This is a genomic window from Terriglobales bacterium (assembly GCA_035764005.1).
Classification (GTDB): domain Bacteria; phylum Acidobacteriota; class Terriglobia; order Terriglobales; family Acidobacteriaceae; genus Gp1-AA112.
In genome coordinates this window covers 1-14,748 of sequence record DASTZZ010000057.1, presented here as the reverse complement: position 1 = coordinate 14,748, position 14,748 = coordinate 1, and the positions used below count along the sequence as shown (strand labels likewise).

Annotated in this window: 13 protein-coding genes; 7 read left to right on the top strand and 6 right to left on the bottom strand. The window is 56.1% G+C overall.

Annotated features, from left to right (window positions below; all coding sequences use genetic code 11):
- Both VFU50_08940 and VFU50_08935 read right to left on the bottom strand, forming a co-directional pair.
- A partial coding sequence (locus VFU50_08940) for a transposase (protein ID HEU5232972.1) occupies nucleotides 1-269 on the bottom strand: 269 nt, incomplete at its 3' end.
- A 513-nt stretch (nucleotides 270-782) separates the two neighbouring features.
- Complete coding sequence (locus tag VFU50_08935; protein ID HEU5232971.1) at nucleotides 783-1,352, bottom strand: hypothetical protein; 570 nt, start codon at nucleotides 1,350-1,352, stop codon at nucleotides 783-785.
- Between the two features lie 540 nt (nucleotides 1,353-1,892).
- Between VFU50_08935 and VFU50_08930 the strand changes: the two genes are divergently transcribed.
- The 3 genes from VFU50_08930 (at nucleotide 1,893) to VFU50_08920 (ending at nucleotide 5,796) form a co-directional block, all read left to right on the top strand.
- Nucleotides 1,893-3,074: a hypothetical protein gene (locus tag VFU50_08930; GenBank protein ID HEU5232970.1), complete on the top strand. Its 1,182-nt coding sequence runs from the start codon at nucleotides 1,893-1,895 to the stop codon at nucleotides 3,072-3,074.
- Between the two features lie 53 nt (nucleotides 3,075-3,127).
- Nucleotides 3,128-4,531 (top strand): amidase, encoded by a 1,404-nt coding sequence (locus VFU50_08925; protein HEU5232969.1) that lies wholly within the window; start codon nucleotides 3,128-3,130, stop codon nucleotides 4,529-4,531.
- A gap of 206 nt (nucleotides 4,532-4,737) precedes the next feature.
- Complete coding sequence (locus VFU50_08920) at nucleotides 4,738-5,796, top strand: hypothetical protein (protein HEU5232968.1); 1,059 nt, start codon at nucleotides 4,738-4,740, stop codon at nucleotides 5,794-5,796.
- A gap of 62 nt (nucleotides 5,797-5,858) precedes the next feature.
- Here VFU50_08920 and VFU50_08915 read toward each other — a convergent pair whose 3' ends face one another.
- Together VFU50_08915 and VFU50_08910 are read right to left on the bottom strand one after the other, a co-directional pair.
- A complete protein-coding gene (locus VFU50_08915) occupies nucleotides 5,859-6,251 on the bottom strand; it encodes a putative toxin-antitoxin system toxin component, PIN family (GenBank protein ID HEU5232967.1) in 393 nt (130 codons plus the stop codon).
- Nucleotides 6,248-6,487: a hypothetical protein gene (locus VFU50_08910; GenBank protein ID HEU5232966.1), complete on the bottom strand. Its 240-nt coding sequence runs from the start codon at nucleotides 6,485-6,487 to the stop codon at nucleotides 6,248-6,250. The genes VFU50_08915 and VFU50_08910 overlap by 4 nt, the downstream gene beginning before the upstream one ends.
- Before the next feature lie 278 nt (nucleotides 6,488-6,765).
- On the opposite strand from VFU50_08910, the gene VFU50_08905 reads away from it, so the two are divergent.
- The 3 genes from VFU50_08905 (at nucleotide 6,766) to VFU50_08895 (ending at nucleotide 9,696) form a co-directional block, all read left to right on the top strand.
- The gene (locus tag VFU50_08905; protein ID HEU5232965.1) at nucleotides 6,766-8,886 is read left to right on the top strand and encodes a radical SAM protein; all 2,121 of its coding nucleotides are present in this window, start codon (nucleotides 6,766-6,768) and stop codon (nucleotides 8,884-8,886) included.
- Between the two features lie 183 nt (nucleotides 8,887-9,069).
- Entirely contained in the window at nucleotides 9,070-9,315 is a 246-nt protein-coding gene (locus tag VFU50_08900; GenBank protein ID HEU5232964.1) for a type II toxin-antitoxin system prevent-host-death family antitoxin, read from the top strand.
- Nucleotides 9,316-9,696, top strand: coding sequence for a type II toxin-antitoxin system VapC family toxin (locus VFU50_08895; GenBank protein ID HEU5232963.1), 381 nt, complete (start codon nucleotides 9,316-9,318; stop codon nucleotides 9,694-9,696).
- Between the two features lie 4 nt (nucleotides 9,697-9,700).
- On the opposite strand, the gene VFU50_08890 is transcribed toward VFU50_08895, so the two are convergent.
- Nucleotides 9,701-10,711, bottom strand: a complete 1,011-nt coding sequence (locus VFU50_08890; GenBank protein ID HEU5232962.1) for a choice-of-anchor D domain-containing protein — start codon at nucleotides 10,709-10,711, stop codon at nucleotides 9,701-9,703.
- A 606-nt stretch (nucleotides 10,712-11,317) separates the two neighbouring features.
- On the opposite strand from VFU50_08890, the gene VFU50_08885 reads away from it, so the two are divergent.
- Nucleotides 11,318-14,419 (top strand): hypothetical protein, encoded by a 3,102-nt coding sequence (locus VFU50_08885; protein ID HEU5232961.1) that lies wholly within the window; start codon nucleotides 11,318-11,320, stop codon nucleotides 14,417-14,419.
- Nucleotides 14,420-14,478: 59 nt separating this feature from the next.
- Here VFU50_08885 and VFU50_08880 read toward each other — a convergent pair.
- Nucleotides 14,479-14,748: hypothetical protein (locus VFU50_08880; protein ID HEU5232960.1), on the bottom strand; the 270-nt coding region annotated here is incomplete at its 5' end.

Here is a 14,748-nt window from a genome sequence, read left to right as displayed (position 1 = left end):
GATGCAGTCTCGCCAGCGGCGTTGCTGTGCTGGCGTCGAGCCTCGATTCTGCGCAAGGCACCGCGCAAGAAATCCACTTCCACCACCTTGCCTGCCAAGGCTTGCTTCAGTCGCTGATTCTCCCGCTGCAGCCGCTGCTCCTGGGTCAATCGTTGCTCTGCTCCCACCTGCCCCAGTTGCCAACGCTCCACATCTCTTCGCCAGCTATACAACTGCCGCTGGGGTATGCCGATCTCGGCCGCTAACTCCTTATGCCCGCAGTAGCTCATGCGCTCCACTGCCGCACGCTTCTCCTCTATCGTCCATCGTCGATATCGCCTGATCTACTCTCCATTCGCTGTAGATAGGGATATTCTCCTCTGTCTCACTTTTGGGGGTCACTCCAAAATAACAGGAAATTTAGGGAATTCTCTCGCACCGCATTGAAATCAGGAGTCTTGCTGCAATGCTCCGCGGACCATCCGAAGCAAGCAGGGAACGAGCAGGGATTATTTGTCACAAATTGTGACTGTGTACCTCTGACCTCTTCTAATTGGCCCTTTGGGGAAATAACCGAACTAAAAGCAGCTTCGAAGCTGAAAGCCGCGAAGCTGCTGGTTAACCGGTACAGGCCAAGAATCCTGCGGGCGTGGATTCCCGGCGAAGACGAAATGAGATGTGTGTCAGACGGCTTTAGCAGTTGTCGTCGGCTGATCTGTTCGTCCTGATCGCGGAGGACGAGACGAGGTACAGCATCCTGATCTCCGGACGAAAGGCCCACCGACGTTAACACCGGCTCCTCGTTATTTTGGAGGAGGAGTGTTGTTCTGCTGCGGTTGTTGCTGCTGCTCTCTTTCGCGAATGCGATCGTTTTGCGCCTGAACCATGGTGTCGAACTTACTCTTCTGCTCGTCACTGGTCAGGGTTGCGCGGACTTTATCGATCGTCGATTGACGAAGCTGGTGAATTTTCTGCAGCTTCGCATCGCGAGTGAGTGAGCTGTCGTTTACCACGTTCACTGCTTGTTGGTGCTGGTCGTCCAAAATAGTCCTGACCTTCGATTGCTGGTCGCTGCTGAGATTCAGCGCCGAAGTCAGGGCGTTCACTTGATCGTCGGTTGCAGAGGTCCCGGAATGCATCGGCGGTGCCTGGGAAGGTTCCGTCTGTGGAGCCTGCGCCTCAGGATTCTGCACGGTCCCGGACTGCGACTGGGGTGGTACGTACGGCGGCGTAGCTCCCGGATGCTGCGGGTTTTGGCTGGTTGTGCCTGGTGATTGCGGCATCGGTGCAGGCTGCTGCATCGAGCCTTGATATGCAAAAGCACTCAATGCCGCGAGCGTGCAGAAACAAATTGCGATGGTGAAACTTTTCATGGGTTGTACTCTCCCTTTGGACGGTCCGGCCAGTCTGTCCTGTGATGCCGGTTTGCTCCGGCGGGAGGTTACAAAATCGTGAGCTGATGATTCAGGCGGGATGAGAAAAACCCTGGGTGTAAATTTCTTTAGTGAAAGAGTTTGAATTCCGATCCGATGAACTGGTTAGGAGTGAAGCAATGAGCAGAGCTGACTATCCTCTAAAATTGCCGCTTTCAATCAAGCGCGCTGCCGAGCGCCTCGCCAAGGAAGAGGGGTGTCATTGAACCAATGGATCGCTGCAGCAGTCGCGGAGAAAGTCGTTCTCGTGGAGACTGCAGCAGAATTCTTCGCACAGCGCCGTGGCAAAGCTACGGGGAAGCGTCTAACGCGGTTATCAGCTCGCGCCCCTAAACGTGGGCCAGATGCCGGCGACGAGCTTCCTTCCAAGTAACCTAGTAGTAGTGGCTTCGCCCTGAATGCTGCCGGTGCCCCCGCCTCCTCAGTGAGATGAAGCCAGGCTGTTGCGACCGAACTCTAGTGGCAGTTTCTTAGGTGCGAATGCGCTCGATTGCTCTAGTCCTTCTCGTAGCATCAATCGCCCACGCGCAGTGGCAGATGCAAAACTCGCACAGCCGTGCAGGTCTCCGCGGGATTCACTATGTTGGCCGCGGAGTGGCATGGGCGAGCGGAACTGGCGGCACGGTTCTGCGCACCACGAATGGCGGTGAGACCTGGCAAACGTGCGCGGTACCCCGTGGTGGCGAGGCGCTGGACTTTCGCGCGGTTCAGGCATTCGACGCCAGTACAGCCATCGTGATGTCGTCGGGCACTGGAGATCTTTCGCGGCTCTACAAAACGACAGATGGTTGCAAATCGTGGAAGGTGATATGGACCAATCCTGACGCGCCGAATGATGGCTTTTACGATGCTCTCCTCTTTATTACGCCGAGGATCGGTTTAGTCTTCGGCGATCCGGCGCATGGAAGCATGCGCAATCCTGTCGAAGGCAGCTACTATATTTTCCGCGTTCGAGTGACGCATGACGGCGGCGAGACATGGATTCCCATTGTGAGTTTCGGAAAGCCGGGCGAGAACCTGGCGCCGCTACCGAATGACGGCATATTCGCTGCCAGCAACAGCTCGGCCGTGGTTCGCAATGGAACTCTCTGGATCGGAACCGGCGGGAGTGGGCGCGTGCTCAAACGCGATCTCTATCGAACGCCGGAGCAGATGGCACACGCCTTCGAGGCCAGTCATTGCGCGGGGGTGGTGGATCCTTTTTCCCACAGTTGCGGCATTCCCTGGAGCGACTGGCATAACGTGTCGACACCTCTGTCCGACGAGAGTTCCACTTCGGGAATCTTCTCGCTGGCCTTTCGCACCGTTCGAATCGGCGTGGCCGTCGGCGGCGATTACAAGAAGCCAGACGACAGCGCGCGGACGGCCGCATACACCTTTGACGGCGGTCTTCATTGGCTCGCGCCGAAGAGAGCGCCGCATGGATTTCGCTCCGCCGTGGCTTACGAGAAAGCGACGAAGGCTTGGATCGCAGTCGGCCCAAATGGAACGGATGTCTCCCGCGACGATGGCCGTACCTGGTTCGCTCTACCCAAAAGGGAAGACTCGCCGGATGCCGATCAGAATTGGAACGCGCTTTCCCTGCCATTCGTTGTAGGTCCGAATGGGCGCATCGGTAGAAGAGCGGCTTTGCCGAGCAGTTCCCATGCTGAGCGTAGATAATTGAACGATTCCCATTTTCGGATCGAAGTCACAGTGGATCGAGATTGAGAACTTTGGATACTCTTTCCAACGACATATGTTGGCTCACCATCACCGAGGTCTCTCACCTTTTGCGCGGCAAGACTGTTTCTCCCGTCGAATTAACGCAGCTCTGTCTCGATCGCATTGAGCGACTCAATCCAAAACTGAATGCCTTTATCACAGTCACCGCCGAGTCAGCTCTGGACGAGGCGCGTGCGGCGGAACGGGAAATCCACAAGGGACACTGGCGCGGGCCTTTGCACGGCGTTCCGATCGCCATGAAGGACCTATTCGACACTGCCGGTGTACGGACGACTGCGGCCAGTGCCGTATTCAAGGATCGAGTTCCGAACCAGGACTGCGAGGTCGTACGACGTTTGAAGTCCGCAGGAGCTGTGCTGCTGGGCAAGCTGAACATGCACGAGTTCGCGTACGGCGGGAGCGGCATTATCGGCTTTTTCGGTCCGACAAGAAATCCGTGGTCGCAGGAGCATATTGCCGGCGGCTCATCTTCGGGTTCGGCGGCCGCAGTTGCCGCGGGAATGTGCTACGGCGCGCTCGGTTCTGATACGGGAGGGTCGATCCGACTGCCCGCTGATTACTGCGGCATAGTGGGATTGAAACCCACTTATGGCCGAGTGAGCACGCATGGTGTAATCCCACTGTCGTGGTCGTGCGATCACGTCGGCCCAATGACACGCAGCGTCCATGATGCCGCAATTATGCTGCAGGCTATTGCCGGTTACGATCCGGAAGACCCCACGAGCATAGATGCTCCGGTGCCGGATTACGCAGCTACATTGCCCGCTACGGCGCCGCTGCGGGTCGGCATACCGCGCCGTCACTTTTACGATGATCTCGATCCGGAAATCGAAACCGCCATGGCTGCTGCCATCTCCCGAATCGGGAAGATTGCAGCAAACATGCGGGACGTGGAACTAGCTCTGGCGAGTGACACGATGGTGCTGCGCGCGGAAGCCTACGCATACCATTGTGAAAGTGTGAAGGAGAGTTCGGAGCTTTACCAGCCGGATACGGTGAGAAGGATCCGGTCCGGCGAAGCGATCTCCGCGGTCGACTACATGCGGACTCGCCGTCAGATGGAAGCGCATCGTCGCACTATCCGCAGGCTGTTTGATTCAGTCGACGTCCTTATTACTGCGACGTCGCCGGTGCCGCCTCCTACGATCGCCGAGCTTCTCGACGATATGGAGAGCCTGCGCAGCAGAGAAATCCTCATGCTTCGCAATACCCGCCCATTCAATGCGCTCGGTCTGCCGACGATTTCTATCCCGTGCGGCTTTACCAAAACGGCACTGCCAATCGGGTTGCAGATTACCGGTGCTCCCTGGGCGGAAGGTACGGTGCTGCGTGCGGCCCACGCTTACGAACGACAAACCGATTGGCACACCCGCCATCCGGAGTTGAAGGGCTAGATATTTGCAAGTCACGGTCTGGTCAGAGCAAACGCAGGACTGTCATATCTGGCGATTTCATCGTTCGGTGTCTCGAAATTTTCATTACAATTTCATGCGCTATGCGGCTCCCGTTAGCATGTGCCCCTCTTATCTGGGCTCTTGTCGCGCAGGGCTTTGGTTTGCAGACTTCTCTTCCTGCTCAGCGGCAATCCGGAGGTGAAAAGATGGGACCTCAGCTCTCTGATACTTCTGACCGTGAAGGCAACGGGTTTCGAGGTTTGGTGAAGAGCTGTATCGTTGAAAACACTTATCCTGCTGCAAATGGCTCGACAGAAGCGCCCCGGAAATACTCATACGAAACGGAGTACGACCTCAAGGGTCGGTTGATCGAGATGCGCCACCACAACTCCGACGGTTCCGAATGGGTGACGCAGAACATCTATGATGACGCGGGGCGAATGGTTAAGACCGTTTCGGGAAACAAAGGCGGGCCCTCCGCAGAGATGGTCTACTCCTACGACGATCACGGGAAACTTGTTCGCATTACCAACAGCGGTAGCCCTGACAACCCAGTTGCATTTCATTACGATGATGCCGGTCGAAAGACAAAGGTGCAGATCTCTCGTGCGGCAGACTACCGGCCCAATGTAGCGAATGGGGGATCGCCTTTCGAGAGCTCCGATAGAGCTCCCAACCTGCCTGGCGGTGGAACAACTACAACGATCTACGACGATCTTGACCGTCCCATAGAAATTCAAACGCGCGACTCGCAGGGTGACTTAGTCAGTCGCGCCCTGAGAACCTACGATGAGCAGGGACGTGTGTTGGACGAGAAGCAGATTCTGCCCAGCCCCGAGGCGCTGATTCCAGCCGAAATGCGATCCAAAATCCTGGAGGAATCGGGGGCTTCGATCGAACAATTGCGCGAACACCTGACCAAACTGATGGGCGGACAGGCCGGCCCTACTTCAATGCACTACACCTACGACAAGAATGGGCAGATAAAGCAAACCGTTCGCCGAATCTTTAACGAAGAAGAGACGATCGACGTGACCTACAACGAGCACGGCGATAAAGAGAGGGAGATTACTCGAACAAAGCAGGTGGGCGGCGATACAGAAAATGGCACTCCACCTGCGAGACTGCCTTACTCCGAGGTGCGTTATTCCTACGACTATGATACCCACGGCAACTGGACACGCCAGACAATCTCGTACCGAAGCAGTGAGGATGGAGCGTTTCAAGCCTCTACGGAGACTCGCCGCGAGATCTCTTACTTCTAACGCACGGCTCAGCACCGCATATTTCTACTTCGGTTTCGAAACTTCGAAATCCGCTGAAAAGTTCAGATGGAAAGATACTCGCGCAGGGTCAAAATCGGGATTCCCTCGAATTTACCGAGCGCGAGAAGCTCACCGTCACCAGTAACTATCGCCTCGGCTTTCCCGGTTATTGCGCACTCGAGAATGCGATTGTCGGGCTCGTTGGCAAGCTGGCTAATGTGAGTTGTCGGCGTTATCCAGGTGGCCAGATCCGACAGCCAAACCGCCAGACGAGAGAGTTGTTCACGGTCGCGCGAAAACTTCCGAGCAAGAACGGTGAGAAGTTCGTCCAGTATGGCTCTGGACATCAACAATTCATCTCTTCCATCGATCGCGCGATTCAGAGCCAGGTCTGCCTGTTTTCCTGGAAACACGAGCGCGGAGATAAGGACGTTGGTGTCAAATACGACCCTCATTTGTGGAGGTAGCGTTCAAGGTCGCGCTCGGAGACGATTCCTCGCTCCTGAGCTTTTTGGCTCCAGTAGCCTTGAATTTCTCGAAGATCCTTTTTCAACCTGGAGCGACGGCCCTCCAGCAGAACCTCTTGGATGACCCCGCTCAGAGTCTTCTTTTCGGCCTCCGCCTGCTGCTGAAGGTCGCGAAGCAGATCCTCTGGAAGAGAGATGGTTTTCTTGATGGCGCGTTTGGGCACACATGGATGGTAGGAAAAAGTCATACCGAAATCAAATGGATACTACCAATCCAGAGTAAAAGCCCTATTTTCTTTTACATACAGCCATTTCCGTTCACCGGGGCTGAATCGCCGTTCACTGGTTTGTAACCCCCGTTCGGTGCTTAATTGTTGGGCATACGGGGGAGGCCGATTAGTATGACGCTGTTGTGGTGTGCTCACCGCAGCGGACTGTAAATCTTGGATTTCAATCTGGCGCCGCCCCCAAAGCGCAGTTACCGCGGCGAGGAGATACATGGATGCCGAAAGCTATTAAGTATGTAGAGAAGGCCGCCACAATTGCAGCGAATGGCGCATGGCACGTTTTCGATAAGCTCAACAGCATCAATCCCAACCCGTCGTTCACGCCGAAGTGGTCCGATAAGCCCCTTCTTAAGTCCTACGAGAAGCAGAAGCCGCCGCTAGGCTGGCCTCGCACTACGGACTCGCTTTGTCCGCGCTGCGTGCCCGAGATTCGCCAGCAGATTATCGACGGCAAGCTGCCGACCGAGGTCCTGCTGAATGAGAAGGTCGGGGAGATCAAGGCGCAGATCATTGAGCGCGATGGCAAGATCCTTATGGTTAAGGACTGCCCGATCCATGGCCACTTTGAAGACGTCATGGCCATCGACGTCGATTTCTTCCGCCACCTCGAAGAGGTCTTCCCCGGACGCGACATTCGCGCGCACAACGACGACAAGCTGCACAACCATGGCACCTCAACCATCAAGCATGGCCGCGGCTCGGTGCTGACCATCGACCTCACCAACCGCTGCAACATGATGTGTGATCCGTGCTTCATGGACGCCAATCAGGTTGGCTTCGTGCACGAGCTCACTTGGGACGAGATCAAGACGATGCTCGACAACGCGATCTCGATTAAGCCGCGTCGGCAGATGTCGGTGCAGTTCTCTGGCGGTGAGCCAACGCTCTCACCGTACTTCCTTGATGCGGTCGCGTACTCGCGCAAGGTCGGCTACAACTCAGTGCAGGCTGCCAGCAACGGTATTGAATTCGCTAAGAGCGAAGAGTTCTGCCGCCAGGCGGCCGAAGCTGGTTTGCGGTACGTCTATCTGCAGTTCGACGGTATCGGCAACGCCGCCAACTCCCATCGCAAGGTCGGCAATCTCTTCGACGTAAAGCTCAAAGCCATTCACAACCTGCACAATGCCGGCGTGGAGATCGTGCCGGTAACGACGATCGTCAACGGCATCAACAACGAGCAGGTTGGACGCATCATCCAGTTCGCCCTCGACAATCCCAAGACCATCAGCTTCCTCAGCTTCCAGCCGGTCTCATTCACTGGACGCGATGAAGAAGTTACTGACGAGCGTCGCACCGCGCAGCGCTACACGCTGTCGCATCTTGCGCACGATGTGAAAGACCAAGTGGGCATTGGCGAGCCAACGCGCGACTGGTTCCCGATTTCCTTCATGAGCACCTTCTCGGATTGGGCCGATCTCGTACATGGTCCCAACGCCGATTGGGGACAGCTCTCCTGCGGATGCCATCCGAACTGCGGAATCGGCACTGCCATGATGATCGACAAAGAAACGAAAGAAGCGGTTCCAATTCCAGCATTCTTGAAAATGGAGCGGCTGGCCAAGGACGTTGCCCGCATCAACGATGCCGGCCGCGGCCGCTTCCTGTCCGTTATGGGCATGGCATTCGCCTTGATGCGTAATTACGATCCCTTCCAGGCTCCGACCCATTTCAAGATGAAGGACCTGTTGCAGAAGTTTGACAAGTCTTTCGGCGCAACCAAGAACGCCGACAAGAAGTACGGCAGCGTGAAGGGTACGCGCACTCTGGAAGACATCGAAAAGCGCCGCAAGGATCGCTGGAACTTCCTGTTCATCGCTGGCATGTGGTTCCAGGACCTCTTCAATTACGACTTCCGCCGCACCGAGCAGTGCATCATTCCGTACGCCACGCAGGAAGGCGAGATTTCGTTCTGCGCCTACAACACCGGCGTGGGCTGGCGGAACATCATCGAGAAGATGCACATGACTGCCACCCTCACCAAGTGGTACGACGAGCATGGACGGCATGAGATCTTCGCCGGCGGCAAGAACGTTGGCCTGGAAGACACCTCTCACAAGCTCAAGCTGAACCAGGAGCACGTAAACGCCGCAGCGAACACAACTCTCGACGAACTCGGCATCGCCAAGAACGCGCGCGAAGAAAAGATTCGTGCACGCGACGCGAAGATCAAGCAAGACGCCGAGAACGCTCGCATGATGGCGCTCTATCGCAAGGAGATCCTCAAAGAACCAGTTCCCGAAGGCGGATTCGTTCCCGTCGCAAACCTGATCGCGCCTGCTCCCAAGAAGGCGGTCCAGGAAGCTCCGGAAGCAGAAGAACCGGTATTCGGAGACTAATTACAACCGTCCTCTGATGTAGTCCTCTGAAAGGCCGTCCTCGCGGACGGCCTTTTACTTTGGTATCTGCCTCCGGACAGCGCAGCCGTATAGCACATCCTGGTTTTCATCAACGAGACCCACTGCTGCAAAACGGAATGCGTCGTTGAAATAGCTATCTTACATGGCTATAATGAGATTCGTATGAAAGTCAGCGTTGCGGACGCAAAGAATCGGCTGCCGGAATTAATCAAGGCGGCCGAAAACGGGGAATCAGTGACCATCTGCCGCCGCGGAACGCCTGTAGTGGACTTGGTTCGGACTGCATCTGCGCCGAGCGGCAAACGCAAATTTGGCACCCTGAAAGGGAAGATTGTTGAGGTCGATCCTGATTGGTGGAAACCGATGACTGACCAAGAAGTGGACGACTTTCTGGAGGGGCGCTATTGAATGCGCCTTCTTCTCGATACTTCCACATTCATCTGGGCTATCGGTTCGCCGGATCGGCTGTCAAAGCGAGCAGCGGCTGCGATGGAACCGCAGGAAATAATTGCCGAAGTAAGCGCGATTTGCCTCTCTGAAATCGCCGTCAAATATGCGACCGGCAAATTGAACCTCGCAATCGATGCCGTACGCGCTGGGATTCAAGATTTCAACCTGCGGGTTCTGCCGTACACTGCGACCCATGCCTACCAGCTATATAATTTGCCTTTGCATCACCTAGATCCGTTCGACCGCATGATCATCGCCCAGGCTTTGGCCGAAGGCATCCCGATCGTCACGTCCGATTCACAGTTTCGGAAGTATCGCGATCTGAAAGTGATCTGGTAGAGATCTACGGGATTAGAGCCGACGCTTCGTTCGAGAAGGCGCTCTCATTTCCGCTTCCATCCACTGCGGTGACCACGTAGAAGTACGTTTGCCCTGAGTTGACGCTCGAATCGGTAAACCCAGATGCGGATTGCAAGGATGTATTGAGACGCTGATATGGCCCGCCGGTCTGCGAACCGCGATATACGTTGTATCCAACCACGACGGAAGTGCTGGCAGTCCAGCTCAGACCAACGCTATGCGCAGTGACCGTGGTCCCAGTACCTGTAAGCGACACATTCGCCGGAGAATTCCCGGCGTCGCTCACGAAAGTAGCGGTGCCGTTGGCCGTTCCAGTCGTTTGCGCCGTGAACGTCACCGCAACTGAAGTCGATTGACCTGCATTGACGGCAAATGGCGTGGCTTTGCCGATGCTGAACCCAAGACCTGTAACGCTGATCGACTGAACGTTAACCGTCGCCGTTCCCGAATTGGAAAGCGTGACATTTTTAGACGCGCTGCTTCCCACGTTTACGTTTCCAAAAGACAGTGAAGCAGGCGAAACGTTCAGCGTACCGATGGGAGTCGAAACTCCTGTGCCTGAAAGCGGCACCACTGTGGGCGAACTGGCCAGATTGCTGACGACCGATGCCGATCCGCTGGCGCTGCCGACAGCTTGGGGCGTGAAAACAACGTTGGCCGTGTAGCTGGCGCCGGGCGTTATGGTAAGTGGAAGCGTAACTCCGGGAACTGTGAATGCCGATCCTGTGATGTTGATTGCGGTAATCACCAGATTCGCAGTTCCTGTGTTCGTAACTGTCACCGTCTTCGTGCTGCTGCTGCCGACTGTCGCTGACCCGAAGGACAATGAATTCGGAGAAACACTCGCGGAGACCGTACCCGATCCTGAGTCCTGGTTCTGTGTAGTCGATACGCCCGTGCTCCCACATCCTGTGATCACGGGCAATGCGAACAGAACAACAATGGCGCAAGCCTGCGCGGCTTTCATCGCAAACGAATTTGCTGGCTTCGTCACGGTTCCTTCTTCACCTCTCCCGAGTTCCGAACATAAGCAGCCAGATGCAGCACTGCCCTGCTCCCAACCTAAGCGGAGGCGACTGCGCGTTCAATCTAAATGGGCCTTTGAAACGGTACGAAAGACGACCGCGGATCCTGTACTTCTGGCAATAGCTTTACGAGGTGGCGGAACAGGGCATCTCGGCCGATGCCCAACGAATGGATTAAGAGTAGCACAGGGCCGCAGGATGCCCGCAATCCGGCAAAAACCCGAATCTATGTCGCGGTTCCAGCGCTGTCCAGAACGGCGGCTGCCCTGCTGCGAGCTGCCGCAGCGCAGCCTGTTGTAAATCCCTCATGCCAAAAAATGGCACAACAATTCCAACTCTAGCGACTGTGCTTCTCGGTCCCTCTTTTCTGGATTCGGCAGTGCCTGCTGGATCAGTCACTTGCATATTGGTGCTCGAAGTGCCTCTCCAATCTTCAGGAATTGGCTGAAAACTATTGGAAGAGAGTGGCGCCACGCATGGGCCGTTTGCAAGTTTGTGTGCTCCTCGTGACGGCGTTGGGGTCTGTTTTTGGACTCAGCAATTTAGCCGTATCACAGACGTCCGGAAGTTCTCTGGTGATCGACCGGACCGTTTCGGGAAATCATTCTTCAGCATCGAAATCCATCAAAACGCAGTCGTTCTCGACGGCGAACGCAAACGAGTTGCTGCTCGCATTCATTTCGACCGATTCGAATCCAACCACCGGAAACGTCGTCACCGCGATCACTGGCGCAGGATTGGAATGGCAGCTGGTCGGGCGCGCAAACAGCGTGCCCGGCGATGCGGAGATCTGGCGTGCTTTTGCTCCTGCAGTTCTCAGTAACGTCACCGTCGCGGCGACCCTAACACAGAGCGCTGCCGCTTCGATCACCGTAGTTACTTTCAGTGGAGCCGATGCCAGTGGCGTCAATGGCTCCGGAGCCATTGGCGCGACCGCTACCTTCAGTGCGGTCTCCGGTGCTCCTACAGGCTCGCTGACTACTACCCGCGATAATTCGTGGGTGTTCGCAGTCGGCACAGACTGGGACAACGGCCTCGCACGCACTCTCGGTCCCGATCAGACAATGGTTCATCAGTATCTGGCGACGATAAACGACACGTATTGGGTTCAGCGGCAGAACACGGCGTCATTGCCGGCGGGAACTACGGTCACGCTTAATGACACAGCACCGACGAGCGACAAGTACAATCTGGCTCTTGTCGAAATACTGCCTGCTCCTGCTGCGAATCCAACCCCGGATTTTGGGCTGACAATCTCGCCTTCCAGTCAGTCGGTTCAGGCAGGCGGCAGTGTCAGTTATTCCAGTACCATTTCGGGCATCAACAGCTTTTCCGGAACTGTAAATCTAAGCGCATCAGGATTGCCCAACGGGGCGACTGCGTCGTTCAGTCCTCCTTCTGTGAACGGATCGGCATCCTCTCAACTCACCATCGACACCACCGGCTCCGTCGCTGCGGGCAGCTATCCATTTACCGTCACCGCCGCGAGCGGCGCACTGACGCACACTGTGAGCTTGACCCTTATCGTGAGCCCGGCAGCAGACTTTTCGCTCGCACTCACACCTTCAACACAGCCAGTGCAGCCTGGATCAAGTGTGAACTACACGGCCACGATCGCACCGCAAAACGGGTTTGCAGGGACCACCGATCTGGCTCTCAGCGGATTGCCGGCAGGAGCAAGCGCGAGCTTCACACCGCAGTCGATTACTGGAGCGGGAAGCGCTCAATTGACGGTGACCACATCAAACTCAACTCCGTCGGGAAGTTATCCGCTTACAGTAAGTGCTGCGAGCGGTATGTTGTCGCATACGGCGAAAGCTACTTTGACAGTCAGCTCGCCAGCTACGCCTTCCGTTCTCACCATCGATACCGTTTCCTCTGCAGATCGATCGTCGTCAGGCACGCAGTCTTCTACCGCACAGTTTTCGACGACAGGGGCAAATGAGCTTCTGCTCGCTTTTATCTCCACGGATTCGAGCCCGTCTGGAGGAAACACAGTCACATCGGTGAGTGGCGCTGGATTGACCTGGCAATTGGTCGCGCGGGCGAACAACGTACCAGGCGACGCAGAAATCTGGCGTGCGTTCGCTCCGGCTGCCTTGAGCAACGTTGCAGTCACGGCGAATTTGGCTCAAAGCGCAGCCGCGTCGATTACCGTCGTGGCATTTACTGGCGCTGACCCCAGCGGCAGCAACGGTTCGGGAGCTATTGGCGCGAATGCCACGTTTAGCGTCGCGTCCGGGGCGCCCAGCGGTTCGGTGGTCACAACTCGCGATAACTCATGGGTGTTTGCCGTAGGCACAGATTGGGACAACGGTATCGCCCGCACCTTGGGCCCTGATCAGACGATGGTTCACCAATACCTCGCCACGATCAACGATACATATTGGGTGCAGCGCCAGAGCAATGCCTCATCACCAATGGGAACAACAGTCACGGTGAATGACGTCGCTCCCACAACCGACAAATACAATCTGGCTCTGGTTGAGGTACTGCCCGCTTCGGAAAACGCAGTCACACCCAATCCGGATTTCACTCTCTCCGCTTCGCCGTCCAGCCAGTCCGTGCAAGCCGGAGGCAGCGCCAGCTACACAACAACTCTGAACGCGTTGAATGGATTCTCCGGCGCGGTGAATCTAAGCGCGACCGGTCTACCCAATGAAGCGACAGCTATGTTCAGTCCTGCTTCGGTCAGTGGCTCGGGAACGTCGCAGCTGACGATTAACACGACAGCATTGATAGCTCCAGGCAACTACCCCTTCACTGTGACGGCAACCAGCGGAAGTCTGGCGCATACGGCGAACCTGACGCTGGTGGTCAACGCGGCCGCAGATTTTAGTCTCGCAGTCACTCCGTCTACGCAGTCGGTGCAGCTCGGGTCAACAGCGAACTACACCGTCACAATCACAGCGCAAAACGGCTATGCTTCGGCTGCGAGTTTGGCACTCACCGGATTACCTGCGGGAGCAACAGCGACGTTCACGCCACAATCCGTGACTGGATCGGGCAGTGCGAGACTGGTTGTGAGTACTTCCACCACAACGCCTGTGGGAACTTTTCCACTCACCATCAACGCGTCGAGTGGAACGTTGACCCATACCGCTTCCGCGACACTGGTGGTAAGTCCCGTAGCGGACTTTGCAATAACAGCCTCACCGGCGAGCCAGTCGTTACAGCCCGGCGCCTCCACCACGTACACCATCAGCATCGCTGGGCAGAGTGGATACTCGGGCGTAGCTAACCTGGCTGCAACCGGTTTACCCAGCGGAGCAATCGCGACCTTCAATCCGACTTCCATAAGCGGAACAGGCAGTGCACAGCTCACGATAACTACGATAGGTGCTACGCCGGCAGGTACGGATCCGATTACTGTGACTGCAACGAGCGGCACGGAAACGCACACCGTTAGCCTCACACTCATCGTTTCGACTGCGATTCAGCACTCCGTCGCGCTGAACTGGCTCGACACGGATTCCACTATTGCCGGATATAACATCTACCGCTCCAACCAAAGCGGGAACGGTTTTTCAAGATTGAATAGCTCGTTGACAACAACAACGTCTTATACCGACAAGACGGTACAGTCGGGGTCAACGTATTACTACGTTGTCACTGCGGTAAATAATGCCGGAGTGGAGAGCGGCTTTTCAGCGATAGCGCAAGCGATAATTCCGTGATCGTGGCGAATGTCGAGGCTCAGGACAGTACTTTGCGCTGTGTATTCGGCCTGGACGAATCACGATCTCTTCTTCCCGTACTCCGTGGTGTAGTGCAGCTTGATGGTTCCACACGTCCCTTGCTGGTCGGAATAGACGACGCAACTGTCAAACGGGCGCGAATACACGTGCAGACTGACTGCTCGCTCGTTTAGCTCGGCTGGATTGAAAACGCGATGAACCGGCTCGATAGGATCTACCGAAACGGGATTTTCCTGGTTCATTTCCAGAATGTCAGTGGGTTCGATATTGCACTTGCCTGCCGCCTCGTCCTGCCACAGCACGCGATA

What these genes read in the sequence shown, in the direction of transcription:
- VFU50_08935 (HEU5232971.1), bottom strand. Translation starts at nt 1,352, where the DNA reads ATGAAAAGTTTCACCATCGCAATTTGTTTCTGCACGCTCGCGGCATTG.
- VFU50_08930 (HEU5232970.1), top strand. Translation starts at nt 1,893, where the DNA reads ATGCGCTCGATTGCTCTAGTCCTTCTCGTAGCATCAATCGCCCACGCG.
- VFU50_08920 (HEU5232968.1), top strand. Translation starts at nt 4,738, where the DNA reads ATGGGACCTCAGCTCTCTGATACTTCTGACCGTGAAGGCAACGGGTTT.
- VFU50_08915 (HEU5232967.1), bottom strand. Translation starts at nt 6,251, where the DNA reads ATGAGGGTCGTATTTGACACCAACGTCCTTATCTCCGCGCTCGTGTTT.
- VFU50_08905 (HEU5232965.1), top strand. Translation starts at nt 6,766, where the DNA reads ATGCCGAAAGCTATTAAGTATGTAGAGAAGGCCGCCACAATTGCAGCG.
- VFU50_08900 (HEU5232964.1), top strand. Translation starts at nt 9,070, where the DNA reads ATGAAAGTCAGCGTTGCGGACGCAAAGAATCGGCTGCCGGAATTAATC.
- VFU50_08895 (HEU5232963.1), top strand. Translation starts at nt 9,316, where the DNA reads ATGCGCCTTCTTCTCGATACTTCCACATTCATCTGGGCTATCGGTTCG.